We start from the raw sequence: 26,485 nt of genomic DNA, 5'->3' as shown, positions 1-26,485 counted from the left end.
GAATAAGGTTCAACATGGCGGGGCAAATTTCAACCTCACTCTTACTGGCAGTGCCACTGGCACCGCTCGCAGGCTCGGCAATTGCCGGTCTGCTGGGTACCAAGTTCCTGGGCAATGTCGTCGGCCGCAAGGTGTCGCATACCGCGACCATCCTCGGCGTGGCGATCGCGCTGGTCATCTCGGTCATGACCCTGATGGCCGCGCTCGACGGCTTCACGCTCAACCAGGACCTGTACACCTGGATGACCGTCGGCACGCTCAAGCTGGCCGTCGGCTTCCAGATCGACACCCTGACCGCGATGATGATGTGCGTCGTCACGTCGGTGTCGCTGATGGTCCACATCTACACGATCGGCTACATGGCCGAGGATGACGGCTACAACCGCTTCTTCTCGTACATCTCGCTGTTCACGTTCGCCATGCTGATGCTGGTCATGTCCAACAACTTCCTGCAGCTGTTCTTCGGCTGGGAAGCAGTGGGCCTGGTCTCGTACCTCTTGATCGGCTTCTGGTACACGCGCCCAACGGCGATCTTCGCCAACATGAAAGCGTTCCTGGTCAACCGCGTCGGCGACTTCGGCTTCATCCTCGGTATCGGCCTGATCCTGGCCGCTGCCGGCACGATGAACTACGCTGAAGTCTTCGCCCAGGCCGACCAGCTGGCCCTGATGACCGTGCCGGGCACCGACTGGCCACTGCTGACCGCCGCCTGTATCTGCCTGTTCATCGGCGCGATGGGCAAGTCGGCGCAGTTCCCGCTGCACGTCTGGCTGCCTGACTCGATGGAAGGCCCGACCCCGATCTCGGCACTGATCCACGCCGCGACGATGGTTACCGCCGGCATCTTCATGGTGTCGCGCATGTCGCCGCTGTTCGAGCTGTCCGATGGCGCGCTGTCGTTCATCATCGTCATCGGTTCGATCACCGCGCTGTTCATGGGTTTCCTGGGCATCATCCAGAACGACATCAAGCGCGTGGTTGCTTACTCGACGCTGTCGCAGCTGGGCTACATGACCGTCGCACTGGGCGTGTCGGCCTACTCGGTCGCCGCATTCCACCTGATGACGCACGCGTTCTTCAAGGCATTGCTGTTCCTTGGCGCCGGCTCGGTCATCATGGGCATGCACCACGACCAGGACATGCGCAATATGGGCGGTCTGCGCAAGTACATGCCGATCACCTGGATCACTTCGCTGATCGGTTCGCTGGCCCTGATCGGTACCCCATTCTTCTCGGGCTTCTACTCGAAGGATTCGATCATCGAGGCAGTGCACGCAAGTAACCTGCCAGGTACCGGCTTTGCGAACTTTGCGGTGCTGGCCGGCGTGTTCGTAACGGCGTTCTACTCGTTCCGCATGTACTTCCTCGTGTTCCACGGCGAAGAGCGTTTCGGCAAAGCGCATGCGCATGACCATCATGACGATCACGCGCATCACAAGGCAGCTGCCAACGATCATTCGGATCCGCATGCACTGCACGATTCCGGTTCGCACCACGAGGAAGACGCGCACGACGACCACGGCCACCACGGCCTGGCCCCGGGCCAGAAGCCACACGAGTCCCCATGGGTCGTGACGGTGCCGCTGGTCCTGCTGGCCATCCCATCGATGCTGATCGGTTTCTTCACGATCCAGCCGATGCTGCATGGCACGTTCTTCGATGGCGTCATCACCGTGAACCCGAACCACCCGGCCATGGCCGAACTGGGCGAGATGTTCCACGGCGCTGCCGCGATGGCCCTGCACGGCCTGCAGACCGCACCGTTCTGGCTGGCACTGGCTGGCGTCGTTGCTGCCTACTACTGCTACATGATCAACCCACGCGTGCCGGCCTGGTTCTATGCCAAGTTCAAGCCGCTGCACACCCTGCTGGACAACAAGTACTACATGGATGCGTTCAACCAGAAAGTCTTCGCCGGCGGCTCGCTGCTGCTGGGCGGTGGCCTGTGGAAAGTGGGCGACCGGGGCCTGATCGACGGCCTGGTCGTCAACGGCAGCGCCAAGGCAGTCGGCTGGTTCTCGACCATCACCCGTAAAGCACAGACCGGTTACATCTACCACTATGCGTTCGTGATGATCGTTGGCGTGCTGGCGGCCATGCTGTACTTCTTCCCGTTCTGGCGCGGTTAATCACAGGCAGAGATAACGAAAAATGATGCAGTCTACAATTTCAACATTTCCACCGTACCTGAGCCTGGCCATCTGGCTCCCGATCCTGTTCGGCGTGCTGGTCCTGGCCGTCGGCCGCGACAAGAACGCCGGCATGGTACGCATGCTCTCGCTCGTGGGCGCCATCGTCAGCCTGTTGCCGACGATTCCCCTGATCACGAACTTCGACAACGCCGCGCACGGCATGCAGTTCTTTGAAGAAGCGGCCTGGATCGAGCGCTTCAACATCTTCTACCGCCTGGGTGTCGATGGCCTGTCGCTGTGGTTCGTGCCGCTGACCGCCTTCATCACGATCATCGTCGTGCTGGCGGCCTGGGAAGTGATCCAGGAGCGTGTCGCCCAGTACATGGGTTCGTTCCTGATCCTGTCGGGTCTGATGATCGGCGTGTTCTGCGCGCTGGACGGCCTGCTGTTCTACTTCTTCTTCGAAGCGACGCTGATCCCGATGTTCATCATCATCGGCGTGTTCGGTGGCCCGAATCGCGTGTACGCGGCGTTCAAGTTCTTCCTGTACACGTTCTTCGGCTCGCTGCTGACGCTGGTCGCGATCATCTATCTGTACAACGCCTCGGGCTCGTTCAACATCCTCGAGTGGCACCTGCTGCCATTGACGATGAAAGAGCAGATCCTGATCTTCTGCGCGTTCTTCATGGCGTTTGCCGTCAAGGTCCCGATGTGGCCAGTGCACACGTGGCTGCCGGATGCCCACGTCGAAGCGCCAACCGGCGGTTCGGTCGTGCTGGCTGCGATCATGCTGAAACTGGGTGCGTATGGTTTCCTGCGCTTCTCGCTGCCGATCACCCCGGACGCGAGCCAGTACCTGGCGCCGGTCGTCATCGTGCTGTCGCTGATCGCCGTGATCTACATCGGTCTGGTGGCACTGGTCCAGAAGGACATGAAGAAACTGGTGGCGTACTCGTCGATTGCCCACATGGGCTTCGTCACGCTGGGCTTCTTCATGTTCAACGACCTGGGCGTGCAGGGCGGCCTGATGCAGGCAATCTCGCACGGCTTCGTGTCGGGCGCGATGTTCCTGTGTATCGGCGTGCTGTACGACCGTGTCCACTCGCGTGAAATCGCTGCCTACGGCGGTGTCGTCAACACGATGCCGAAGTTTGCTGCCTTCGCCGTGCTGTTCTCGATGGCCAATGCCGGCCTGCCGGCGACGTCGGGCTTCATCGGCGAATTCATGGTCATCCTGGGCGCGGTCGAGTTCAACTTCTGGACGGGTCTGGCTTCGGGCACCGCGCTGATCCTGGGCGCCGCCTATTCGCTGTGGATGGTCAAGCGCGTCATCTTTGGCCCGGTCGCCAACAAGCATGTCGCCGAGCTGGTCGACCTGAACGGCCGCGAGTTCGCCATCCTGTCGGTGCTGGCCATCGCCACCCTGGCCATGGGCCTGTACCCGGCGCCGATCGCCGAGACCCTGCAGGTGTCGGTCACCGATCTCCTGCAACATGTCGCAGTCAGCAAAGTGCCTCAATAAAACGCCATGAACGAGATGAACACAACCCTGTTATCGGCGGTCGACACCAATCTGGTGCCGGTCTACGCCGAGATCTTCCTCCTGATCGCCACCTCGGCGATCCTGCTGATCGACATGTACCTGAAGGCCGGCAAGCGCAACCTGACGTATGCGCTGTCGCTGCTGGCAATCGCCGGTTGCGCCGTGTTCTCCTTCGTCGATTTCAATGCCGGCACGACCGTCTTCACCTTCAACGGGATGTACGTGTCCGATCCGATGTCGAACCTGCTCAAGCTGTTCACCTATGCAGCGACGGCAATGACCCTGGTCTATTCGCGTCAGTACATTGGCGAGCGCGACATGATGTCGGGCAACCTGGGCGGCGAGTTCTACGTGCTCGCGCTGTTTGCGATGCTGGGCCAGATGATCATGATCTCCGGTAACAGCATGCTGTCGATCTACCTCGGCCTGGAACTGATGTCGCTGTCGACCTACGCCCTGGTGGCGCTGCGCCGCGATCACGCGATCTCGACCGAAGCGGCGATGAAGTATTTCGTCCTCGGCGCACTGGCCTCGGGCTTCCTGCTGTACGGCATGTCGATGATCTATGGTGCCACCGGCTCGCTGGACATCACCACGATCGGCCAGGTCACCAGCACCGGCGAGGCCGATCCGATGATCCTGGTCTTCGGCCTGGTATTCCTGGTGGCTGGCCTGGCGTTCAAGCTCGGCGTCGTGCCATTTCACATGTGGGTACCGGACGTGGTGCAGGGCGCCCCGACGGCTGTCACGATCCTGCTGGGCGGCGCGCCGAAGCTGGCGACGTTCGCCATCATCATCCGCCTGCTGGTCGAAGCGCTGCCATCGATGGCCTTTGACTGGCAGCAGATGCTGATGGTCGTGGCCGTGCTGTCGCTGGCTTTCGGTAACATCACCGCGATCGCGCAGACCAATCTCAAGCGCATGCTGGCCTACTCGACCATTGCCCAGATGGGCTTTGTCGTGCTGGCCCTGGTGGTGGGCAATATCGGTGGCGATACGACCGATGCTGCCGCTGCCTACAGCGCTGGTATGTACTACACGATCATCTATGTGCTCACGACGGTCGGTACCTTCGGCCTGATCATGATGCTGGCGCGCGCCGGCCATGAAGCCGAGCTGATCAGCGACTTCAAGGGTCTCGGCAAGCGCAGCCCATGGTTCGCGATTGTCATGACCATCCTGATGTTCTCGCTGGCCGGCGTGCCGCCAATGGTGGGCTTCATCGCCAAGTACGCGGTGCTGCAGGCCGTGGCCAATGCCGGCATGGTGTGGCTGGCTGTCGTCGCCGTGATGTTCTCGCTGATCGGTGCGTTCTACTACCTGCGCATCGTCAAGACCATCTGGTTCGACGAAGCCGCCGACACCTCGGCCATTTCGACCCCGCTGGACATGCGTATCATCATGTCGCTCAACGGCGTGGCGATCGTCGTGATGGGCGTGATTCCAGGCAGCCTGCTGGCCGTCTGCTACAGCGCCATGCAAGCCACGCTGGCCAAGTAAGGCGTGGATCTGAACCTGGCCGCCTGGCTGGTGGTGCTGCTCGCACTGGCCGCCGCCAACCTGCCGTTCATCAACGAGCGCCTGTTCGGGCTCGTGACGCTCCCCAGCCGCAAGCCGGCCGGGGAGCGCCGCACCAAGCCGTTCCCGGTGCGGCTGCTCGAACTGATCGTGCTGTACTTCGTGGTGGGCTTCATTGCCCGCCTGCTTGAATCGCGCATCGGCTCGGTGGCGGTACAGACCTGGGAATTTCACGCCGTGACCGGGTGCCTGTTCCTGGTGCTGGCGTTTCCCGGCTTCGTGATGCGGTATCTGCACAAGCCACGCAGGTAGAGATCGAGCCGTTCGCTTATGATGCTTCGTATCGCAGCCTCAACGATAAGGAGCACATAGTGTCGGAACTGAAAGAAACCCGCCTCGACGGCGGCGTCGTCTACGATGGTCATTTCCTGAAGGTCGAACGCGACCGCATCCGCCTGCCGGATGGCAAGGAAAGCCACCGCGAATTCATCCGCCACCCCGGCGCCGTCGTCATCCTCCCGCTGTTGCCCGATGGGCGCATCCTGCTGGAACGCCAGTTCCGCTACCCGAACGGCAAGGTCTTCATCGAATTCCCGGCCGGTAAAATCGATCCGGGCGAAGACCACCTCGACTGCGCCAAGCGCGAACTGGTCGAGGAGACCGGCTACACGGCTGCCAAGTGGCGCTTCGTCTGCACCATCCACAATGCCATTGCCTACTCGGACGAGCACCTCGAGATCTTCCTGGCCGAAGACCTGACGCAGGGCGAGCAACAGCTCGACGCCGGCGAATTCCTCGAACTGTTCAGTGTCACGCTGCCGGAACTGCTCGATCTCGTGCGCCGTGGCGAGATCACCGACGTCAAGACGATCATCGGCACGTTCTGGCTCGAGAAGATCCTGGCCGGCGACTGGACGCCCGCCTGAGCACGATGCAGCCCTGGTTGTTTGCAGCAGCAGTGTCCATGTTGGCCTCGTCGGCGTCGGCGTCGGCGTCGGCGCAGACGCGCACGCCGCTGCAGGCGCGCTGCGAAGACACGATCGGCGAGAGCATCTCGGTGCTGTCGACGCGCGAGCAGGGCTATCGCATTGACAATACGCGTTCGTTCTACGACCTCACGCGCCTGATGCCCAGCGTGCGCCGCGGGTCGTGGGTGCTGGGCCTGACGCACACCGAAGCGCGCGTGCGCATCAGCGTCGGCGGGCGCATGCTGGCCGACCCGGCGACAGGGTATGAGTGCGTGGCGCCGCGCATTGACGTCAGTCTCGATTACGCGCCCATCGTCGTGTATGTGAGCCGCGAATTTCCGCCCACATCGTGCGCCTACCGCGAAGTGCTGGCCCACGAAATGCGCCACCTGACGACGTACCAGAGCTTCATGCCGAAGGCCGAGGCCACCGTACGCGCCCGGCTGGCGGCGCGCTTTGCCGGCAAGCCGCTGTACGCACCCATCGGCCAGGCGCAGGCGCTGCTGCAGCGTGAGATCGACCGCAGCTGGATGCCCTATATCAAGGGCGAGATGGCCAAAGTTGAAGTGCTGCAGGCCGCGATCGACACGCCGCAGGAGTACGCCCGCCTGGGCAAGGTTTGTGCAGGTGAGGTACAGTCGTTGCTGAGACCTGCACGTCGTCATGGATGAAAAAACGCAGTTAAAAAATGTAGTTGATAGGCAGTTGAGAACATGAACGAACAATCCGACCTGACCCGCCGCCACGTGGCCCTGATTCCGGCCGCCGGTGTCGGCGCCCGCATGGCTGCCGGCAGTCCCAAGCAATACCTGCCGATCGGCGCCAAGCCCATGCTGCGCCACACGGTCGATGCCTTTCTGTCCAGCCCGCTGATCGCGCACACGTATGTCGTCGTCAGCACCGACGACCCCTTCATCGACGCCGTGCTGCCCGACGCAAACGAGCGCACGAGCCGCGTCACGGTCTTGCGCTGCGGCGGTGCGACCCGCATGGAATCGATCCGCAACGGCTTGCACGCCGTGCGCGCCGCGCTGGCCGATACCGACCACGTGCTGGTGCACGACGCCGCGCGCCCCGGCCTGAACGCGGCGCTGATCGAACGCCTGATCGCCGAGACGGGTGACCATCCGGCCGGCGGGCTGCTGGCCCTGCCGGTGGTCGACACCGTCAAGCGCAGGGGCGACGACGGCATCGCCACCGTCTCCCGCGCCAACCTGTGGCTGGCCCAGACGCCGCAGATGTTTTCCTACGCGCTGCTGTGCCGCGCGCTCGACGCGGCAACCGACCCGGCCGCGATCACCGACGACGCCAGCGCGGTGGAAGCCCTCGGCCTGGCTCCCAGGCTGGTCGAAGGGCACCCGCGCAACCTCAAAGTCACGCTGCCATCGGACATCCGCATTGCCGAGATGTACCTGGCCGCCGACGCCACCATCTGACCAAGACAAGAAACGACCATCATGGCACTCGCATCCTACAATCCCACTCCACCGTTTCGCATCGGTACTGGCTATGACAACCACGCGCTCGTCGAAGGGCGCAAGCTCATCGTCGGCGGCGTGACGATTCCGCACCGCCTGGGCCTGCAAGGCCATTCGGATGCCGACGTGCTGCTGCACGCGATCATCGATTCGCTGCTGGGCGCGGCCGCGCTGGGCGACATCGGCAAGCACTTCCCGGACACCGACCCGATGTTCGCCGGCGCCGATTCGCGCACGCTGCTGCGCGAAGTAGGGCACCGCGTGCTGCAATCGGGCTACACGATCGGCAATATCGACGCGACCATCATTGCGCAGCAACCGAAGATGGCGCCGCACATCCCGCTGATGGTTTCGCGCATCGCTGAAGACCTGGGCGTGTCGCCGCAGCAGGTCAACATCAAGGCCAAGACCAACGAGAAGCTCGGTTACCTCGGGCGCGAAGAAGGCATGGCCGCGCAATCGACCGCGTTGCTGATCCGCACGCCAGCCGACTAATCGGCCTACTAATCGGTCGACTCACCGGCTGACTGATCGTTGCCCATGGCAGGGGCGGTGGCTCTATAATTGCCAAATGACAAACGCCCCCGCCACCCTGTCGCCGCGCGCGGCCTGGACCCTGATCCTGGTTGCCAGCGCCGTCATGATGATCACGACGGGGACGCGCCTGACGAGCGGCCTGTTTCTGTCACCACTGAACACGGCCACCGGCCTGGGCGTGGCCACGATCAGCTTCGTGATGGCGGTGGCGCAGCTGATGTGGGGCGTGGCGCAGCCGGTGTTTGGCGCCGTGGCCGACAAATATGGCCCGGGCCGCGTGATTGCGCTGGGCGGCGTGATGCTGGCGGCCGGCACGGCCGCCACGCCGTTCGTCGGATCCGAATGGGCGCTGCTGATGACGATGGGCTTCCTGTCGGCGGCCGGGGCAGGGGCGGGCAGCTTCTCGATCCTGATCGGCGCCACCGCCCAGCGCCTGCCGCCCGAGCGCCGCGCGTTCGCGTCCGGCTTCATCAATGCCGGCGGATCGTTCGGCCAGTTCGCGCTCGCCCCGCTGATGGGCGCGATCATCGCCGGCGCCGGCTGGATCGTGGCGATGCTGACGCTGGCGGCCACCGCCTTGCTCACCATTCCGCTGGCCTGGCCGCTACGGCGCAAGCGCGCCGCCGTCGCCACGGTCCTTGCCACTGCACCAGCGACGCCAACCGCTCCGGTGGCACCAGCGGTACCACCGGTCGCCCTTGGCCAGCAACTGCGCCAGGCATTGCGCGACCGCAGCTACCTGTGCCTGCATGCGGGCTTCTTCACCTGCGGCTTTCACATCGCCTTCCTCGTCACCCACTTGCCGGGCGAAGTCGCGATGTGCGGCTTGCCGACGACCGTGTCGGCCACCGCGCTTGCGCTGATTGGCCTGTTCAACATCGCGGGCAGCCTGTCGGCCGGCATGCTGGCCTCGCGTTATCGGATGAAGTCACTGCTGTTCTGGATCTACGCAAGCCGTGTCGTCATCGTCGGGCTGTATCTGCTGGCGCCCAAGACGGCCTGGACCTTTTATGTCTTCGCCGGCGCGCTGGGCTTTACCTGGCTGGCCACGGTGCCGCCCACGGCGGGGCTGGTCGGCAAACTGTTCGGCGTGCGCTACCTGGCCACGCTGTTCGGCATGACCTTGCTGTCGCACCAGATCGGCGGATTCTTCGGCGCCTGGCTGGGCGGGCTGGCCGTCGTGCACACGGGCGACTACAGCTGGATGTGGTACGCCGACATGGCCCTGGCGGCGGCCGCCGCGCTGATCAACCTGCCGATCCGCGAAGCGCACGTGGTCCGTGCGCCCGTACTGGCGAAGGCGTAACGATGGCGCGCGATGCATGGGCATACCGGGAGGTGGCGGTGGAGTCAAGGCTGGACTGGCGCGGCCGGCCATGCATTTCGCCTGTCTCGGGGCAGGCGTTTTCGACGGGCATGCGGGTGCACTGCTCGCGCCGCCTGCTGGATCTGGCGCAGTACCCGCTCGGCACGGCGTTCCTGCTGTCGGTGCGGATCAGCGACCGCCAGGGCGGCGCGCCGTTCCTGTATGCGTGGCATGGCGATCCGGTGGTGGTCTTGACCAAGGCACGGCGCAAGCGCTTCCTGCAGATGTACCGGCGCCTGCGCCTGTAACGGCCCAGCGTCGCGGTGAAAATGGGTATCATGAGAGATCGATAACACATCATGCATAATCAAAGGATCCCCATGACCACCAAGAAAATCGCCGTCCTCGTCGGCAGCCTGCGCAAGGAATCGTTCACCCGCCGCGTTGCCAACAGCCTCATCGCCGTGGCCCCGGACGGTTTTGAACTCACGATCGTCGAACTGCGCGACCTGCCGCTGTACAACGAGGATGACGAGACCGACACGCCGCCGCCGGCGTTCACGGTGTTCCGCGAGGCGATCCAGAGCGCGGACGGCATCCTGTTCTGCACGCCCGAATACAACCGCTCCGTGCCAGGTTCGCTCAAGAACGCGATCGACGTCGGCTCGCGCCCGTATGGCAAGGCGGCGTTCGCCGACAAGCCGTGCGCCGTGGTCAGCGTCTCGCCCGGCGCCCTGGGCGGCTTCGGCGCCAACCACCATCTGCGCCAGATGCTGCCGTTCCTGAACATGCCGACGATGCCGGCGCCAGAAGCTTACATCGGCGGCGTCGCCGGCAAGTACGAGGGCGACCGGCTGGTCGACGACAGCGCGCGCGCATTCTTTGAAAAATTCATGGCCGCATTTGGCGCCTGGGTCACGCAGCACGCGCGATGAGCCGGGCGACTGACAGCCAGATCGTTCCGACCGCGCCGCGCGACCTGAACAGCTTGCTGGGCCGCCCGGCCGGCGGTTGGCGCGCGCGCATGTTCGACGTTATCTTCGGTATCGACACGCCGGCGGGCCGCCGCTTCGACATCGCGCTGGTGGTCATCATCCTGCTCAGCATCCTCACCGTGGTGCTCGACAGCGTGCCGGGCATCGGGCGGCGCTATGCAGTGCAGATGTCGGTGCTCGAATGGACGTTCACGCTCTTCTTCACGCTCGAGTACATCGCGCGCCTGGTCTGCGTCCAGCGTCCGATGCGCTATGTGCGCAGCTTTTATGGTGTGATCGACCTGGTCTCGGTGCTGCCGACCTGGATTTCGCTGCTGGTCCCGGGCAGCCAGGTATTCCTTGATGTGCGCATCCTGCGCCTGCTGCGTATCTTCCGCATCTTCAAGCTCACGCTCTACGTCGAGGAATACACGCGCCTGGGCGAGGCGCTGGTGGCCAGCAAGCGCAAGATCATGGTGTTCCTGTCGGTCGTGCTGATGCTGATCCTGATCCTGGGCACCGTGATGTACGTGATCGAAGGACCAGAGAGTGGCTTTACCAGCATCCCGATGGCGATGTACTGGGCCACGGTGACGATCACCACGGTCGGCTATGGCGACATCACGCCGCACACGCACCTGGGCAAGGCAATCGCGTCGTTCATGATGCTGCTCGGCTGGGGCATCCTGGCGGTGCCGACCGGGATCGTCAGCGCCGAGATGACGTCGCAAAAAATGTCGCGCCATGCGCCGCGCGGCGAACCGCGTACCTGCAGCAGCTGCGGCAGTTCGGACCACGATCCGCGCGCGCAGTTCTGCAAGGATTGCGGCGCCGGGTTGACGGCAGATGCCTCCCGCGCAAGCAACCCATCCTGAACCATTCAAGAAAAAACATCTCATGTCGATCCATTTTTACGAACCCCGTCAAGGCCACGGGCTGCCCCACGATCCCTTCAATGCCATCGTCGGGCCGCGCCCGATCGGCTGGATCTCGTCGCTGAGCGGGTCCGGCGTACGCAACCTGGCCCCCTACAGCTTCTTCAACGCGTTCAACTACGTGCCGCCAATCGTCGGATTTGCCAGCATCGGCGCCAAGGACACGCTGCGCAATGTGCAGGAAACGGGCGAATTCGTGTGGAATCTCGCGACCCGCCCGCTGGCCGGGGCAATGAACGCGTCGTGCGCTGCCGTTGGCCCCGAAGTCGATGAGTTCGCGCTGGCCGGGCTCACGCCCGTGCCGTCGCGTCTGGTGGCGGCGCCGCGCGTGGCCGAAAGCCCGGTCGCGTTCGAATGCAAGGTCACGCAGATCATCCAGCTGCAGCAGGCCAGCGGCGAAACGGTGCCGACCTGGCTCGTACTGGGTGAAGTGGTGGGCGTGCACATCGCTGCAGCGTCGCTGAAGGACGGCATCTACGACACGGCTGCTGCCGGTCATATCCTGCGTGGCGGCGGACCGGCCGATTACTTTTCGGTCGGGCCGGAACAGCTGTTCCAGATGCACCGGCCACGCTAGACGATGATCCGGTGCGCACCACCGTGGCGTGCGGCGCACCGGATTGGTGGCTTACGGCATCGCCGCGTGGTGGGCAAAACGTGGTGCAGCGCGGCCCGGCAATGGTGCACACGGGCGCGTCAGCGTGACCGATGGCGGGGCAGCGGCGTCGCGTTCGAGCCAGTAATTGAATTGGCCGAAGCTCGGCAGACCACCCGCATCCTGGCCCTGGAAGAAGTCGCCCAGCATCTGGCGGTACGCTGCGCGGCGCGAAAAATCGTCGTGGCTGGCGGCGTAGCGCGCTGCAGCGGCGCGGAAGATTGCGCGCATCCGTTCGTCCGCATTGGTGCCGGTGGCCTCGCCCTTGCGCGGCCGGCCGCGCTTGATGCCGGCGGTGACGGCGCGCGTGCGGCCCGGGGCGCCCGAGTTGCCGTAGTCCGGCAGCAGCGCGTCCGGCGTCTGGCCCCGTTCCCAGTAGCGGCGCAGGTAGCGCAGGATGCTGGACTTCGAGATGCCATGCGTAGCAGCGTAACCGGCCATCAGGATGGCGCGTTCACGCGGCTGGTACAGCGCCTGGCGGTCGGCGTGCAGGGCGCGCACCGCCGACCAGGCTTTGGTTTGCAGGGCGAGGTAGCCTTGCGGTACCGGCTCTTGCGGCGGCGCGGCCGCGAACGGATCGACCAGCAGCCGGCGCACCCCACCGGCGCGCAGTGCTTCCTCGAGTTCGGCGAGAAGCACGGGCTCGGGCAGGGCCGCCTGGCTGCCCAGACGGTACGTCCAGGCCAGCGCCTGTGAACGGTCGATCCACAGCACGCGGATCATATGGCCATGCATGCCCGTGTATTCGAGCACATCGTTTTGGGTAAACATCGACTTCTCCCGCAGTTCAGTGTGCTTTTATCCATGCAAGGATCGGGCCAGCCCCGTTGGCCGACTGGCCCGCCTTGATGCGACCACTTTTGGTGCACGCCGGATGCGCGGGATGCTGCTTACTGCGGCACGGCGGTTCCCGCCACGGACCCGCTCGGCCGAACGGCGCGCGCTTGCCGCGCCAGGCCGAACAACGGCCGCATGGGCGGCACGCGCCGCACCACCTCGTACAACGCGAAGCTGCCGCAGGCGGTCAGGATCATCAACAGCACCGCTTCGAGGCCAGGCGCCAGCTGCAGCGGTTTGAAGGCGTGCGCCATCGTGATGATCAGCGTCTGGTGCACGATGTAGACGGGGAACACGGCGTCGGTCAGATAGCGCCGGGCCGGGCCGTCGCGGTTCAGGTGGCAACGGGCGAAACCGCAGGCCGCGATGATGGCGCTCCAGGCGCACAGCGCGTACACGAACCGCATGCCAGTGCGCCAGCGTTCGATCTCGTGAGGCGTCATGGTCTCGTGCGGGCCCAGCAGCCACAGCACGATCCCGGCCCAGGCCGCCAGGGCCAGGCACAGCGCAGGCCAGCGCTGCGCCGTCATCGTGGCCCAGATCCGGGGCGTGCGGGCCAGCAGCGCACCGAGCACGAAGATGGGCAGGTAGGTGGCATGGTTGTACCAGTCGTTCGTCAGCGAATGGTCTTGCGGAAAACGATCCAGCAACAGGATGCGTACCAGGCCCAGGAACACGACCGGCAGCAGTATCAGGCGCCACCCGTCCAGCAGGGCACCGACCCGACGCGCAAGCGCAGCAATGCGCGCTTCTCCGAGCAGCGCCGCGCCGGCGGCGAGCACCACCGTGTAACACCACAGGTACAGCACGAACCACAGGTGGTTCCAGGTGGGCAGCGACAGGCAATCCTCGCGGCAGAAGCCATCGTAGCCGACGATATACAGCCGCATGAATGCCAGGTAATCGCCCGTGTAGCCCAGTTTTTCGACGACTTCGAGATAGGGCTGCGGCGGCACGATCACGAGCATCCCGAACAGCAGCGGCACCAAGAGGCGCAGGCTGCGCCGGCGCAGGAACATCTGCGGGCCCAGGCGCCCCAGCATGAAATGCGAGGCCACCCCGGCCACGAAGAACAGCAGCGTCAGGCGCCAGGGCGACGACAGCAGCATGAAGGGCTCGGCCGCTTCGCTGGCGTACGGACTCTTCACGTGCCAGTCCCAACTCACGTAGTACATGCCCACGTGATATGCGATCAGCACGAAAAACGCCAGGATGCGCACCCAGTCGAGAAAATACAGGCGCTCGCTGGTGGCAGGAACAGATGGCTGCATGGGGTATCCTCGGAATGTGAAGGCCCCAGCATCGCGCAGCCGTGCATGACGGCACCAGCGCGATGGGGCGAACCGGACTTCAGGCGGGGCGAAGCGGATCGAGCAGGGCGGCCCGGTATTGCCGGCTGCACGGAACGACGGCGCCGCTATGCAGCACGAGTGTGCAATCGCCTTTGCTGTGCGGGACGATGCGCTTGACAGCGGTCAGGCGCACTGCCGCGCACCGGTGGCAGCGCACGAACGCGGGGCCGAGTTGCCCGAGCAGCGTCCCAAGGGACTGGCGCAGCAACGGCGCGCCGTCGCGCGTGTGCAGCGCGACGTAGTTGTCGGCCGTTTCGAGCCATTCGATATCGGACACTTGCACGATGCGGGTGGCGCCGCGCTCGGTCACCAGCAACTGGCGCGGTGGCGTACAGGTGCTGGCCGACGCGGTCGGCCGGCTCTGCAGCCGAATCTGCAGCCGATCGAGTGTGCGCCGCAGCCGCGCGCCATCGAACGGTTTGAGCAGATAGTCGACCGCCTCGGCATCGAACGCGCGCAGCGCGTAGTCGTCATACGCGGTCACGAACACCACCAGTGGCGCCGGCGCCACCAGCGAGGCGGCCACGTCGATGCCCGACAGTTCCGGCATCTCGATATCGAGCAGCAGCGCGTCGGGCGCGTCGCGCGCGACCAGCGCCAGCGCTTCCACGCCGTCCGCCGCTTCCGTCACCGACGTGACGCCCGGTTCGTGCGCGAGCATGCGGCGCAGGCGCTCGCGCGCCGGCCGTTCATCGTCGACGATCAGGAGGCGCATGGCACCCTCAGTTCGGCGCGTACGCCGGCCGGTTGCAGGGCGCTGAGCGCCAGGCCTGCGCGCTCACCATGCAGCGCAGCCAGGCGGGTGCGCAGGTTGATCACCGTGATGCCGGGCGTGCCGGGCGTGCCGGACGGCGCCAGCACGCCGCCATCGTCCTCAATCGACAAGTGCAGCGCGCCGTCGACGATCCGGGCCTCGACCCGGATCGCGGTCGATGCGCGCCGGTGCGCCACCGTGTGCTTGAACACGTTCTCGAGCAGCGGCTGCAGGCTGATGGCCGGCAGCTGCACCGCCAGGGCCGCCGGCTCGATGACCCAGGTCAGCGTCACGCGCCCGTCGAAGCGTTCCTGCATCACGGCGGCGTAGCCCTGGGCCAGGCGCAACTCGTCATCCAGGCTTGCCTGCGGCTTGTCGCCCAGCGCCAGTGTCGCGCGCAGCACGTCGGCCAGCCGCACGAGGGTCGCATCGGCGCGTGCCACATCGGTATGCATCAGCGAGGAAATCGTGTTGAGCGCATTGAACAGGAAGTGGGGCTGCATCTGGCGCGTCAGGCGTTCGAGCTGGGCTTCGCGCAGCAGGGCGCCGGCCTGCTCGGCGCGCACGCGTTCCTTCATCATCTCGCGGTACGACAGCAGGCCGAAGCCGATTGTCGTAAACAGCCCGAAGAACAACGAAATCTTGAGCGCCTCGTAGACGAATACCTCGGCCCAGGCCTCGTGCTCGTAGCGAGTGCCGGCCAGGGCATAGACGGCGTGGCGCAGCGCGAACACGATCGGCGTGAAGCCGAACCAGTACAGCGGCAGCCAGCGCGCCTGCTGGCCGAACCAGCGCCAGGGGGTGGCGACCAGCACGTCATGCTGCGCGCTGAAGCGGCGCTGGATCACGAACAGACAGGTCGCCACCAGCGCCGATGAGGTCTCCCACAAGACCGGCTGCCACGGCGCGCTGCCCCCGTCGCGCCGGTCGTCTTCGACGGCGACGAGCACCAGCAGCGTCCAGAACAGGAGCCAGGCGATGCTGGCGACGAGCATGGTGCGGCGTGATGGCATGGAGCAGACCGGAAGGGGAACGGCCGATCTTCCAGCATTCCCGGGCGCATGTCAAAGCGCCATGCATGGTGGGTACCGCCGCTGCGAAATTGCATCATCAAGAAAGCAATTGCCTACTGTCAATTGGAGTTCATGCGACAATCAAGCCATGAGCGATCCGGGCCGACCTTCTTCCATGTCCTCCGACAATCGAGGCATGCGCGCGCTGGTGCGCAACCACGATTGGGCAGCAACCCTACTTGGCGACGCGGCCGGCTGGCCGCCCGAACTGCGGGTGGCCGTCGACCTGATGCTCGACGCACGGCATCCGGCGCTGGTTGGCTGGCGTACGCGTGCGCAGGACGCCATGCCGGTACTGTTCAACGATGCCTACGCCAGCCTGCTGGGCGAGCAAGCGTCGCAGGCGCTGGGCCAGCCGTTGGGCGACATTCTGCCCGCTGCCTGGCCGCATCTCGCGCCGCTGGTGGGCAGCGCGCTTGCCGGCGCGCCAGCCTGGCTCGACGACGTGCTGCTCGGGCCTGGCACGCGCCACTTCAACACGGCTTTCTCGCCGCTGCGCGATGCCGCCGGCACGGTGCATGGCTTCTTCCATACGGCCTTCGAAATCGACGCCGGCGAGCACGGCCGCGTCGAGGCAGCATTGCAGCGCCAGGCGCATGAATCGGCCGAGGCCAGCCGTCACCGCAGCGAATTCCTGGCAGTGCTGGCGCATGAGCTGCGCAACCCGATGGCCCCGATCCGCACCGGCCTGGAAATCATGCGCCTGCGCGCCGACAGCCCCGAGACGATCGAGCGCGTGCGCGAAATGCTCGAGCGGCAGACGCGCCAGATGACGCACCTGATCGACGACCTGCTCGATGTCGCCCGCGTCACCAGCGGCAAGATCGATATCCGCAAGCAGCTGGTCGACCTCAATCGCGTGGTGGCAAGCGCGGTCGAGACGAGCACGCCGATGATCCAGGGCGCGCGCCACGTGCTTGACGTGGATATGTGGGGCGAGCCGCTGCTGCTGGACATCGATCCGACCCGCGTCGCGCAGGTGATCAACAATCTGCTGACCAATGCGGCCAAGTACACGCCGCCCGGCGGCAGCATCCGTCTCACGGTGCACAAGGACCGGAGCGATGGCGGGCAGGCCGTGGTGTCGGTGACCGACAGCGGCGTGGGCATCCCGCCCGAACACCAGGACACGATCTTCGAGATGTTCAACCAGGTCGGCCGCAATATGGGCCTGGCGCAGGGCGGGCTGGGCATCGGCCTGTCGCTGGTGCGCCAGCTGGTGGCGCTGCATGGCGGCAGTGTCAGCGCCGAGAGTCCCGGCGCCGGCCTAGGCAGCACGTTCACCGTGCGCCTGCCGCTGGGCGCGCGCATGGCGGTAGCGGGCGACGACACGGCGCGCCAGGACCGCCGCACGGCGCAGCGCCGCGCCTATCGTATCCTGGTGGTCGACGACAACACCGACGCCGCCGAAAGCCTGTCGTTGCTGCTGCAACTGAACTCGCACGAGATCCGCACCGCGACCAATGGCCGTGATGCGCTGGCCCTGGCCGGGGAATTCGTGCCGGACGTTGCGTTCCTCGATATTGGCATGCCCGGCATGACGGGCTTCGAGCTGGCCACGCGCCTGCGCGCGATGCCGGCGCTGGCGCGGATGACCATCGTCGCCGTGACCGGCTGGGGTTCGGAAGAAGACCAGGCGCGCTCGCGCGAGGCCGGGTTCGACCAGCACTTCACCAAGCCGATCGCGGCCGAAACGGTGAGTCGCCTGCTGGCGGCGCTGGACTAGGTTTTCACCTTAATCGGCATTGCCGACGCGCTCGGCGTCGATCTCGCGCTTCATCGCGCCCACGCTGCCCATGTACTCGGCCACCGGCACGGCGGGACTGGCGCGCAGCTCGGGCGGCAGCAGCACCGGCATGTACAGCTCGTCGGCGGTGCGGCCGTTGCGCTGCATGTTCCCGGCCAGGATCAGGAGCGAAACCAGCACCGCGATCCCGGCGCAGGACAGGCGCAGGCGGCGCCGGAACTGTGGCGTCACGGTGGCCAGGTGGAAGTAGATCATCATCGACACCGTTACCACGACCGCATGCGAGCCATAGCCGGTCAGCCATTCGAGCGACCACGCATAGGCCACCACGCTGGCCAGCAGGCGCACCCCGACCAGCGCCGCCAGCCCAAAGCCGACAATGAACAGATGCCGTCCGAGGCGCGCGCGGCGCCCGAACAGGCGGTTGGAAAACGCCCACATGCCGCTCCAGGCCAGGCCGGCGCCCACGGCCACCGCCGGGTACACCCCATAGCGTTCGGGGTCGCCCCCGGCGTCGAGCAGCCATGCCACGAACAGCGCGGTCAGCAGGCACAGGACGATGCCGGCGCCGCCCGGCAGCATGCCTTCCCAGCCGTGCATCGTGCGGTCGACCAGTTCGGGCGGCACCGGGTGCGCGGCGGACCGGATGCGCAGCGACGTATGCCCCATGCGCACGACGGTGTCGCCGCCCAGCGTCAGTTCCTTGACGCGCCGGCCCTTGTGGTTGATGCCGTTCTTCGTATCGAGGTCGCGCAGCAGCAGGGCGCCATCCGCGCCAGGCTCGACCAGCGCATGGTGCGCCGCTGCGTACTCGTCGTCGACGATGAAGTCGTTGTCGTAGGCGCGGCCGAGGCGGATCGGGAGCGTGGTCACGCGATGCCGGTGCAGCACCTCGCCATTGCGCGCCAGCGTCTCGATGGTCCAGGGGCCGCTCATTTGCGCACCGGGCGCCCGAAGGCGCCAAGATAGGCGCGCGTGACGCGCATGCCGTTTTCGTACGAGACGCCCGAGACATCCAGCCGGCTTTGCAGGCTGGCCTGCGAGGCGTCGGTGCTGGCCGTGAGCAGCGTGAAGTTGTACAGCCCTTCGAACTTGCGGTAGGCGCGCACGCAGGTCACGGCGCGCAGCGGCAGCGTGCGCGTGTGCACGAAGCGCTCGGTGCAGAACGGCTTGGTCAGGCGCGGATCGCCCGTGCTGCCCAGGTTATCGACCTGGAAGATGTCGGTGGCCAGCGCGGCAAAGCGCATCGGGTCCATCGTCCCCGAGCGGATGTAGCGGTGCGTCATCGAGACATTACCGGTCTGCTGCACGTCCGAGACGAACACCGCCGACTGCATCACGCAGCTCATGGCGTCGACCGCGTAGGCGGCGCCGCGCGCATTGGAGCGCCCCCAGCAGCGCACCTGGCCGGACTCGCGCACCGGCACCAGGTACGGCCCCATGCCCTTGAGCGTCAGCGGCTCTTCGAGCAGCCGGTCGACCATGCCGGCCTGGTGCGCCAGCAGCTGCTTGCCAATCAGCGGATTGAAGTCGTTCGGCGGCGCGGCCTGCTCGGCCACCTTGCGCAGCAGTTCCTGCGCGTACATCACGGGCACCAGGAAGCTGACCGATTCGCCGTCGCGCCGGCGCGAGACGTTGATGCCGGCTACGGTGCCGCTGGCGGTCACGCTCGGGCCGCCGCTCATGCCCGAGTTGATCGGGCCGCTGAAGATCAGGCGGTCGTAGAAGCTGCGCGTGAGCACGCCGTTGTAGGCGCCTTCGGAAATCGCGAACCCCAGGTCGAGCGGATTGCCCAGCGAGTACAGGGGCTGGCCCTGGCGCAGTTTCACTTTTTGCTCGGGCACCTTGAAAAAGCCGCTGCCGTTGCGGTTGATGCGCACCACGGCCAGGTCGTGCAGCACGTCGACCGCCAGCAGTTCGACCGGGCCGGTATTGCCGTCGGTGTCGATGTATTCGGCCGTGTAGATGGCCGGGTCGAGCGCCATCTGCGAGACCACGTGGTAATTGGTCAGCGCAAGATTGCTGGTGCCGACCAAAAAGCCGGAGCCCACCGTGGACTGCGTGCGGCCATTCTTGAGCAGCATGCGGATCTGCAGCAGATCGCTGCGCGCCGATTCGTACAGGTCCTGCGCGGCCGACGAAGGCTGGGGCAGGGCGTCCTGCGTATCGGCCTCGCCCGCAATCAGCTCGGTCGGTGTGGCGGCCGGCGGCGTATCGACGGCGATCTGCGGCACGGGCGCGGCGACGGGTGTACCCGCCGGTGCAGCCAGCCCGGCGCGCGCAACGGCGCCAGCGCCCGTCTGGGCGCTCGCTGGCCGCGTGACGAGGTCGAGCCCCGCGCCAAGCGCCAGGCAGGTTGTCAGGAGTGCGGCCAGGCGTGCCACGACGGTCCGATTCATGCGGTTACCAGGAAGCAGATGGAAAGCGCTATCTTGCCATCGGGGCGGCCAGCGCTGCGCGCGTTAGCGCGCCGACGCTCAGGCAACCGGCGCAGGCGTGGCCGGGGCGACCGGTTCGCCCTGCTCGAGGGACGTCAGGGGCGCCATCATGTGGCCCAGCTTGGCCTGCTTGGTATTGAGGTAGCTGTTGTTGTGGGCATTGCGATTCACCAGCAGCGGCACGCGCTCGGTGACCGTGATTCCCAGGCGGGTGAGGGCGTCGATCTTGCGCGGGTTGTTGGTCATCAGGCGCACGGCCCCAATGCCGAACTGCGCCAGCATCGGGCGGCACAGTTCGTAGTTGCGGGCGTCGGCGTGAAAACCCAGTTGCAGGTTGGCTTCCACCGTGTCGGCGCCGGCTTCCTGCAGGCGGTAGGCACGGATCTTGTTGAGAAGGCCAATGCCGCGGCCTTCCTGGCGCAGGTACAGCACGATGCCGCGGCCTTCTTCGGCAATGCGGCGCAGCGCGCCTTCGAGCTGGGCGCCGCAATCGCAGCGCTGTGAAAACATCACGTCGCCGGTGAGGCATTCGGAATGCACGCGCGCCAGCACCGGCTCGCCGTTGCCCAGGTCACCCAGCGCCATCGCGAGATGTTCCTTGCCGGTGGCAGCCTCGACCCAGGCATGCAGCGTGAACTCGGCCCACGGCGTCGGCAGCGCGCACGAGGTGGCGTAGTCGAGCAGGGCGGGCGGGACGTTGGCGGGGATGGCGGCGGCTTGCATGACGGTGTTTCCAATCGATGACGATAGACTAGTAAGGCGCAAGTTTATCGGAAATCGGGCATGGCCGTGCGGAATCACCCCGGCCGCCACTGCAACACCACGACCTGCGGGTATAGTCTGGCAAGGCGGCCTCGCAACACATTTAAGCAGATTGGGTAATCACACAGGGTTTTCCTGTAACTATCGGTCGATTACCAAGTGTAGTATTGCCTCGGGCCATCATTTTCGTGCACGCTGGGATCATCGATACAGTCATGTCTTCCATGCAGAATTCCCAATCATTCTGGCACCGCCTGACCCCGCGCGGCCTTGGCGCACGGCTTGCGCTCGCGTTTACGCTGATGAGCGGCATTCTCACACTGCTGCTGGTCGAAGTGGTCGAACGCTCCGCGACGGCGCAGGTCAAGACCAGTATCGGAGGGGGCCTGGGCGAGATGGCGATGCAGACCGCCGACAAGCTCGATCGCGGCATGTATGAACGGTTTCGCGAAGTGCGCCTGATGGCGCGCCGCAACGACCTGATTTCACCCGCAACGAGCCAGGCCGAACGGCGCCGCATCCTGGCCGACATGCAGTCTACCTACGGTTATTACGAATGGATCGGCCTGGCCGCCATGGACGGCACGGTGCTGGTCGAGGCGCGCGGGCTACTTGAAGGCAAGAACGTCGCCAAGCGGCCCTGGTTCAGCAATGCCCTGGCAGGTAAACATGTCGGCGACGTGCACGAGGCGGTGCTGCTGGCCAAGCTGTTGCCGGTGCAGCAAGGCGAGCCGCGCCGCTTCGTGGACGTCGCCTTTCCCTACCTGGATGCCAACGGGCAGCCGGCCGGCGTGATGGGCACGCACCTGTCGTGGGAATGGGCACGGGAGGTCGAGCGCTCGATCATTGCACCGGTCCAGACCCGCAACAAGGTGCAGGCGCTGATCGTCAGCGCAGAGGGCGTGGTGCTGCTCGGTCCCGAAGACCTGCTCGATACGACCGTCAAAATGGGCAGCTTGAATGCGGCGCGCGAAGGGCGCACCGGGTATGCAGTCGAGCACTGGCCGGATGGGCGCGATTACCTGGTCGGCTACGCATCGACCAGGGCCGTGGGCGACTACCCTGGCCTGGGCTGGCACGTGCTGGTACGCCAGGATCTCGAGGACGCCTACGCGCCGGTACGGCAATTACGCTCGCGCGCCCTGTGGAGCGGGGGCGTGCTGGCGCTGCTGTTCTCGCTGGGCGGCTGGCTGCTGGCGCGCCGCATCACGCGTCCGCTCGCGGCGCTGGCCCATTCGGCCGACGGCCTGCGCCGCGGCGACACGCATGAGCTGGTGCCGGCCGGCAGCAGCTATACCGAAGTGCACCAGCTATCCGGTGCGCTCAATGCGCTGGTGACGGCGCTGGTGCAGCGCCGTGCCGACCTGCAGATCCTGAACGACACGCTGGAACAGCGGGTCGACCGCCGCACCCGCGAACTGGAACGCGCGCTGGTCGCAGTGCGCGCCAGCGAGGGGCGCATCATCGCCATCGTCGAGGCGGCGCAGGATGCATTCATTGCGGTTGACCTGCGCGGCATGATCGTGGACTGGAACCCGGCCGCCGAGCGCATGTTCGGCTGGGCCCGGCACGAGGCCGTGGGCTGGCCGCTGGCAGAAATGATCCTGCCCGAGCGCTACCGCGACAGCATCGGCAAGGCCTTGCAGTCGTTCCGCCACAACGGCCAGTTCATGCTCGCGCGCCGCATGGAGCGCACCGTGATCAATCGCCAGGGCTTCGAGTTCACGGTCGAGAGCACGGTCACGCTGGCCGGCGAGGGCGAGGACGCGTTCTTTTCGATCTTCCTGCATGATATTTCCGAGCGCAAGAAGGTCGAGCGCATGAAGAACGAATTCGTCTCGACCGTCTCGCACGAGCTGCGCACGCCGCTGACGTCGATCCACGCATCGTTGTCGATGCTCGACGGCGGGATGGCCGGCAACCTGCCGCCCGATGCCGCCAGGCTGGTCGCGATTGCCAGCCAGAGCTGCGATCGCCTGATGCGGATGGTGAATGACCTGCTCGACATCCAGAAGATCGAAGCGGGCCATATGGAATACCAGCGCACCGCCCAGTTGCTGGCGCCGCTGATGCATCACGTGGCCGATGCGATGGAAGGCCAGGCGCGCCAGGCGGGCGTGACGCTGCGCCTCGACATGCCGCCGGGGGCCGAATGGGTCCAGGCCGAGATCGACCACGACCGCATGGTGCAGGTGCTGACCAACCTGGTGTCGAACGCGATCAAGTTCACACCGGGCGGCAAGGACGTCATTCTGGGCCTGGCGCAGCGCCCGGGCTGGGCGCGCCTGAGCGTGACCGACGAAGGGCCCGGCATTCCGCCGGCCTTCCAGAGCCGCGTGTTCGAACGCTTCGCGCAAGCCGACGCCGCCGACTCGCGCCAGCGCAGCGGCTCGGGCCTGGGTCTCTCCATCAGCAAGGCGATCGTCGAAGAACACGGCGGGTCAATCGCGTTCGAAACCCGCGCCGGCGCGGGAACGCGGTTCACGGTGGAGTTGCCCCTGGCGTGACAGTGCTTCCTTAGCGCAAGGCGTGCAAGGCCATGCCGCCAAAGCTTTCCCAGGCCCCGAACGTGCGTTCGAGCTGCGGCAGCAGCCGCATCAGCGCGTCCTTGTCGGAATGGAAGCTGGCGTCGGCCGCGTCGATTTCCTGGCTGGCGGCCAGCGCATAGGCCTGCGCCTGGTCGTGCGCCGCCGGCACCTGCTGCAGCAGCAGGATCTTCTGGCCACCCAGTGTGAACACGAGCAGGTCGCCGCGCGCGCCGGGTGGACGGCGTTCATAACGGCGCTGGACACCGGCGCCGATCGGCCCCGCATCGAGCGCCACGCGCACGGTCTTGCCATGCTCGACGCCCCAGTCGAGGAACGGCACGGCCAGGCGGTAGATCTGCCCTGGGTCGGTGCGCGGGCTCTTGACCGTCAGGATATCAGCGTGCTTTGCCAGCCCGGCCAGCAGCGCGCTTTTGTCGGCCCACCAGTGGGGCACGACGAAGTCGAGCGTCAGCGGGCCGGCTGCCTGGCGCAGTTTTGCCGCCAGTTCGAGGTAACGCCGGTCGCGCTGCGCCTGCGGCAGCACGTGGGCCGGGACCAGATACGGTTCGATGTGGTACTGGACACCCTTCAGGCGCGCGCCCTCGGCGGCAGACGCGTTGTAGGCGGCGTAGGCACGGATGCGGGCAATGGCCGCGTCCTGCGACGCAGGCAGCACCATGTCGGGCGCGCCTTCCATCGCGCTGACTGCGATGCCGCGGCTGCCGGCCTGACGCACGAAGGCGCCCAGCTGCGCCGCGTCGTCGACACTGCCGTCCCGCAGCGGGACCGTGATGAAGACCGCGCCCATCTTTTGCCCGGTCGCCCAGTCCAGGAACGCTGCGCCGCGTTCGCGCCATTCGTTCGGGCTCCAGGTCCAGGTCGCGCGCGAAGCCGCAGCCGCATCGGCGTCACCGGCAGGCTGGAGCGTCAGGGCAGCGACCGTGAGTTTTGCGGCGCCTTGCGGACAGGCCAGCGACAGCGCGCGCCAATTGGCACGGTCGAGTTTTTCGGGCAGGTCGAAGCGCGCTGTCTGCACGGGTTGGCTGGCGTCCAGGCTGCCCAGATCGAATGCCTGGTCCGGCTTGCCCGGCGCGCCGCTCGACAGCTGCAGCGCAAAGCGGCCTTCGCCGGAAAACGCGGCCTGCAGCACGGCGCGTGCGCGCGGCATGAACCACGGGCCCAGCAGCGTGACACTGGCGGGCTTGGCGCCGGCGCGGCAGGTCAGGTACAGCCGGCCGTCCTTGACGTCGGCGCCGATGCGCGCCGTATCGCCATGGGTGCGGGTCTGCATCGCGCCCAGCAGGCTGGCGCCGAACGGCATCGGGGTCTGGGGCCGCGGCGCCGGCTGGTCACTGACCAGCGTGTGTTCGCTGACGCTGAACGACTTGCCCTTGTCGGCCTCGATCCCGCGCAGCAGGATGGTCTTGCCAGGGCTGGCGTCCGGCGGCAGGAAGTGCAGCGCCTGCACACCCATGACGGCCGTCGGCAGTGGCAGCACGCGGCAATGCGCCTGCTGCTTGCCGGGTTCTTCGGTGACGATGGCGTGCAGGATGGTGCCGTCGGGCGCGGTGGTCTGCGCGGTGACGGCGCCAGGGGAGACGACCAATGGCCCCGGGCACAGCTGCAGGCTGGCAGCAAACGCCGGTGTGATCGACAGCGATAAAACAAACAGGAGTGGGAACGAACGGGACATGACTTGATTTTAAGTCAAGAGCCCGAATCGGCGCGTACGGTTCGGACCCGTCAGGCGCCCTGGACCTGGATCAGGCGGCGCACGCGCGCCAGCAGGGCATTGGGTTCGAACGGCTTGCTGACGAAATCGTTGGCGCCGGCGTCGAGCGCGCGCACCGTATCGCGCTCGGTATTTTTTGCCGTGAGCATCAGGATCGGCACCGCGTTCCAGTCGGGCCGTGCACGCACCAGCGCGACCAGCTCGAAGCCGTCCAGGTAGGGCAGCATCACGTCGAGCAGGATCAGGGCCGGGGCTTCGGCGGCGGCGGCGATGTGCGCGCTCGCGGCGCGGCCGTCGGCCAGGTGGGTGACGCGGTAGCCCTGGCGTTCGAGCATGAAGCGCAGTACCTGGGCGATGTGGTCATCGTCTTCGACAACCAGAACCAGTGGCGGTGATGCTTGTTCGTTCGGCATGATGGACTCGTCAGTGAATGTCCGATTATACCGATGTGCCTGCCCGGTATGTCGCAAAAATTGCCTTAAAGTATCAATTAACCGCGACGGCTGGCAGGGTGGCGCAGCGGATCGAGCAAACCGCGCAAATCGTTGTGATCGAGTTCGTACATCAGGGCCAGCAACTGGCCCAGTTCGCCCCGCGGAAAACCCTCGCGCGCGAGCCAGCCGAGATAATGGCCGGGGATATCGGCAATCTTTCGGCCTTTGTATTTACCGTAAGGCATTTCCCGAACCAACAGGAGGGCTAAATGGTCAGCATTCATTGTGCGGCACTTTAGCAAACAACGGCGACGTTGTAGCATTTCGATGACAAGGGAGGCCATCATGAACAATCAATTTGATCTCGACCGGTTTGTACAGGCACAGGATCCGGTATATGCCGCGGTGTTGACGGAACTGCGCGCCGGCCACAAGCGCACGCACTGGATGTGGTTCGTGTTTCCGCAGATCGCCGGCCTGGGCACGAGCGCCATGGCGCAGCGCTATGCAATTGCGTCCGCCGACGAAGCGGCCGCGTATCTTGCGCACCCCGTGCTGGGAAAGCGCCTGCGCGAGTGCGCCGGCATCGTCGCCGCGCTCGATGCCGAATCGGCCGGCGCCATCTTCAGCCATCCGGATGAGCTGAAATTTCACTCGTCGATGACGCTGTTCGCCGACGTGGCGCCGGATGAAGCCGTGTTCCAGGCCTGCATCGACAAATACTTCGACGGCCAGGCCGACCCGGCGACGCTGGCCCGGCTTTAAAGGGGTAGCTGCCGGGG

At 65.8% G+C, this 26,485-nt stretch carries 26 protein-coding genes; 16 read left to right on the top strand and 10 right to left on the bottom strand.

The features are described 5' to 3' along the window. The first annotated feature begins 14 nt into the window (after window positions 1–14). The 13 genes from nuoL (at window position 15) to AC56LV_RS09500 (ending at window position 11,968) form a co-directional block, all read left to right on the top strand. On the top strand, window positions 15–2,129 hold the full coding sequence (gene nuoL / locus AC56LV_RS09560; protein ID WP_258834887.1) for an NADH-quinone oxidoreductase subunit L: 2,115 nt from the start codon (window positions 15–17) through the stop codon (window positions 2,127–2,129). A 22-nt stretch (window positions 2,130–2,151) separates the two neighbouring features. After that, window positions 2,152–3,654: an NADH-quinone oxidoreductase subunit M gene (locus AC56LV_RS09555; RefSeq protein WP_499557175.1), complete on the top strand. Its 1,503-nt coding sequence runs from the start codon at window positions 2,152–2,154 to the stop codon at window positions 3,652–3,654. 6 nt (window positions 3,655–3,660) lie between these two features. Then, window positions 3,661–5,175 carry an NADH-quinone oxidoreductase subunit NuoN gene (gene nuoN / locus AC56LV_RS09550; RefSeq protein ID WP_499557173.1) on the top strand — a complete coding sequence of 505 codons (1,515 nt, stop codon included), beginning with the start codon at window positions 3,661–3,663 and terminating at the stop codon, window positions 5,173–5,175. Window positions 5,176–5,178: 3 nt separating this feature from the next. After that, window positions 5,179–5,505 carry a DUF2818 family protein gene (locus AC56LV_RS09545; RefSeq protein WP_499557171.1) on the top strand — a complete coding sequence of 109 codons (327 nt, stop codon included), beginning with the start codon at window positions 5,179–5,181 and terminating at the stop codon, window positions 5,503–5,505. 56 nt (window positions 5,506–5,561) lie between these two features. Beyond that, window positions 5,562–6,119 carry an NUDIX domain-containing protein gene (locus AC56LV_RS09540; RefSeq protein ID WP_499557992.1) on the top strand — a complete coding sequence of 186 codons (558 nt, stop codon included), beginning with the start codon at window positions 5,562–5,564 and terminating at the stop codon, window positions 6,117–6,119. Between the two features lie 38 nt (window positions 6,120–6,157). Next, window positions 6,158–6,832, top strand: coding sequence for a hypothetical protein (locus AC56LV_RS09535; protein WP_499557169.1), 675 nt, complete (start codon window positions 6,158–6,160; stop codon window positions 6,830–6,832). Between the two features lie 42 nt (window positions 6,833–6,874). Continuing rightward, window positions 6,875–7,597, top strand: a complete 723-nt coding sequence (gene ispD / locus AC56LV_RS09530; protein WP_499557167.1) for a 2-C-methyl-D-erythritol 4-phosphate cytidylyltransferase — start codon at window positions 6,875–6,877, stop codon at window positions 7,595–7,597. Window positions 7,598–7,618: 21 nt separating this feature from the next. Further along, window positions 7,619–8,134 (top strand): 2-C-methyl-D-erythritol 2,4-cyclodiphosphate synthase, encoded by a 516-nt coding sequence (ispF, locus tag AC56LV_RS09525; protein WP_499503073.1) that lies wholly within the window; start codon window positions 7,619–7,621, stop codon window positions 8,132–8,134. Between the two features lie 76 nt (window positions 8,135–8,210). Next, the gene (locus tag AC56LV_RS09520; protein ID WP_499557165.1) at window positions 8,211–9,482 is read left to right on the top strand and encodes an MFS transporter; all 1,272 of its coding nucleotides are present in this window, start codon (window positions 8,211–8,213) and stop codon (window positions 9,480–9,482) included. Between the two features lie 2 nt (window positions 9,483–9,484). Continuing rightward, entirely contained in the window at window positions 9,485–9,790 is a 306-nt protein-coding gene (locus tag AC56LV_RS09515) for a hypothetical protein (RefSeq protein WP_499557163.1), read from the top strand. Window positions 9,791–9,862: 72 nt separating this feature from the next. Then, the gene (locus tag AC56LV_RS09510; RefSeq protein WP_499557162.1) at window positions 9,863–10,417 is read left to right on the top strand and encodes an NADPH-dependent FMN reductase; all 555 of its coding nucleotides are present in this window, start codon (window positions 9,863–9,865) and stop codon (window positions 10,415–10,417) included. Beyond that, complete coding sequence (locus AC56LV_RS09505; RefSeq protein ID WP_499557160.1) at window positions 10,414–11,331, top strand: ion transporter; 918 nt, start codon at window positions 10,414–10,416, stop codon at window positions 11,329–11,331. The genes AC56LV_RS09510 and AC56LV_RS09505 overlap by 4 nt, the downstream gene beginning before the upstream one ends. Window positions 11,332–11,353: 22 nt before the next feature. Beyond that, entirely contained in the window at window positions 11,354–11,968 is a 615-nt protein-coding gene (locus tag AC56LV_RS09500) for a flavin reductase family protein (protein WP_499557158.1), read from the top strand. A gap of 51 nt (window positions 11,969–12,019) precedes the next feature. On the opposite strand, the gene AC56LV_RS09495 is transcribed toward AC56LV_RS09500, so the two are convergent. The 4 genes from AC56LV_RS09495 to AC56LV_RS09480 form a co-directional block, all read right to left on the bottom strand. Continuing rightward, window positions 12,020–12,817, bottom strand: coding sequence for a hypothetical protein (locus AC56LV_RS09495; protein ID WP_499557156.1), 798 nt, complete (start codon window positions 12,815–12,817; stop codon window positions 12,020–12,022). Window positions 12,818–12,936: 119 nt separating this feature from the next. Beyond that, complete coding sequence (locus tag AC56LV_RS09490) at window positions 12,937–14,154, bottom strand: acyltransferase family protein (RefSeq protein ID WP_499557154.1); 1,218 nt, start codon at window positions 14,152–14,154, stop codon at window positions 12,937–12,939. A 79-nt stretch (window positions 14,155–14,233) separates the two neighbouring features. Further along, the gene (locus tag AC56LV_RS09485; RefSeq protein WP_499557152.1) at window positions 14,234–14,950 is read right to left on the bottom strand and encodes a LytR/AlgR family response regulator transcription factor; all 717 of its coding nucleotides are present in this window, start codon (window positions 14,948–14,950) and stop codon (window positions 14,234–14,236) included. Then, window positions 14,938–16,002: a sensor histidine kinase gene (locus AC56LV_RS09480; protein WP_499557150.1), complete on the bottom strand. Its 1,065-nt coding sequence runs from the start codon at window positions 16,000–16,002 to the stop codon at window positions 14,938–14,940. The genes AC56LV_RS09485 and AC56LV_RS09480 overlap by 13 nt, the downstream gene beginning before the upstream one ends. Window positions 16,003–16,177: 175 nt before the next feature. On the opposite strand from AC56LV_RS09480, the gene AC56LV_RS09475 reads away from it, so the two are divergent. Beyond that, window positions 16,178–17,788 (top strand): hybrid sensor histidine kinase/response regulator, encoded by a 1,611-nt coding sequence (locus tag AC56LV_RS09475; protein WP_499557148.1) that lies wholly within the window; start codon window positions 16,178–16,180, stop codon window positions 17,786–17,788. 9 nt (window positions 17,789–17,797) lie between these two features. On the opposite strand, the gene AC56LV_RS09470 is transcribed toward AC56LV_RS09475, so the two are convergent. The 3 genes from AC56LV_RS09470 to ribA all read right to left on the bottom strand — a co-directional run bounded on the left by AC56LV_RS09470 (window position 17,798) and on the right by ribA (window position 20,970). Further along, window positions 17,798–18,745, bottom strand: a complete 948-nt coding sequence (locus AC56LV_RS09470) for an FHA domain-containing protein (RefSeq protein WP_499557146.1) — start codon at window positions 18,743–18,745, stop codon at window positions 17,798–17,800. Next, entirely contained in the window at window positions 18,742–20,208 is a 1,467-nt protein-coding gene (locus tag AC56LV_RS09465; RefSeq protein WP_499557145.1) for a S1 family peptidase, read from the bottom strand. The genes AC56LV_RS09470 and AC56LV_RS09465 overlap by 4 nt, the downstream gene beginning before the upstream one ends. A gap of 78 nt (window positions 20,209–20,286) precedes the next feature. Then, window positions 20,287–20,970: a GTP cyclohydrolase II gene (gene ribA, locus AC56LV_RS09460; RefSeq protein ID WP_499557143.1), complete on the bottom strand. Its 684-nt coding sequence runs from the start codon at window positions 20,968–20,970 to the stop codon at window positions 20,287–20,289. Between the two features lie 254 nt (window positions 20,971–21,224). On the opposite strand from ribA, the gene AC56LV_RS09455 reads away from it, so the two are divergent. Beyond that, window positions 21,225–23,516, top strand: a complete 2,292-nt coding sequence (locus AC56LV_RS09455; RefSeq protein ID WP_499557141.1) for an ATP-binding protein — start codon at window positions 21,225–21,227, stop codon at window positions 23,514–23,516. Window positions 23,517–23,526: 10 nt separating this feature from the next. Here the strand turns inward: AC56LV_RS09455 and AC56LV_RS09450 are convergent, their stop codons facing one another. The 3 genes from AC56LV_RS09450 to AC56LV_RS09440 form a co-directional block, all read right to left on the bottom strand. Beyond that, a complete protein-coding gene (locus AC56LV_RS09450; protein WP_499557139.1) occupies window positions 23,527–25,230 on the bottom strand; it encodes a hypothetical protein in 1,704 nt (567 codons plus the stop codon). Between the two features lie 50 nt (window positions 25,231–25,280). Then, window positions 25,281–25,682, bottom strand: a complete 402-nt coding sequence (locus tag AC56LV_RS09445) for a response regulator transcription factor (protein ID WP_499557137.1) — start codon at window positions 25,680–25,682, stop codon at window positions 25,281–25,283. Between the two features lie 77 nt (window positions 25,683–25,759). Further along, entirely contained in the window at window positions 25,760–25,987 is a 228-nt protein-coding gene (locus AC56LV_RS09440; RefSeq protein ID WP_499557990.1) for a DUF3820 family protein, read from the bottom strand. A 61-nt stretch (window positions 25,988–26,048) separates the two neighbouring features. On the opposite strand from AC56LV_RS09440, the gene AC56LV_RS09435 reads away from it, so the two are divergent. Beyond that, window positions 26,049–26,468: a DUF1810 domain-containing protein gene (locus tag AC56LV_RS09435; RefSeq protein ID WP_499557136.1), complete on the top strand. Its 420-nt coding sequence runs from the start codon at window positions 26,049–26,051 to the stop codon at window positions 26,466–26,468. Window positions 26,469–26,485: the final 17 nt, after the last annotated feature.

The organism is Telluria sp. RB2R28, assembly GCF_059685835.1.
Note: the sequence above shows the minus strand (reverse complement) of the source record. Positions and strands in the feature narration are given on the sequence as shown.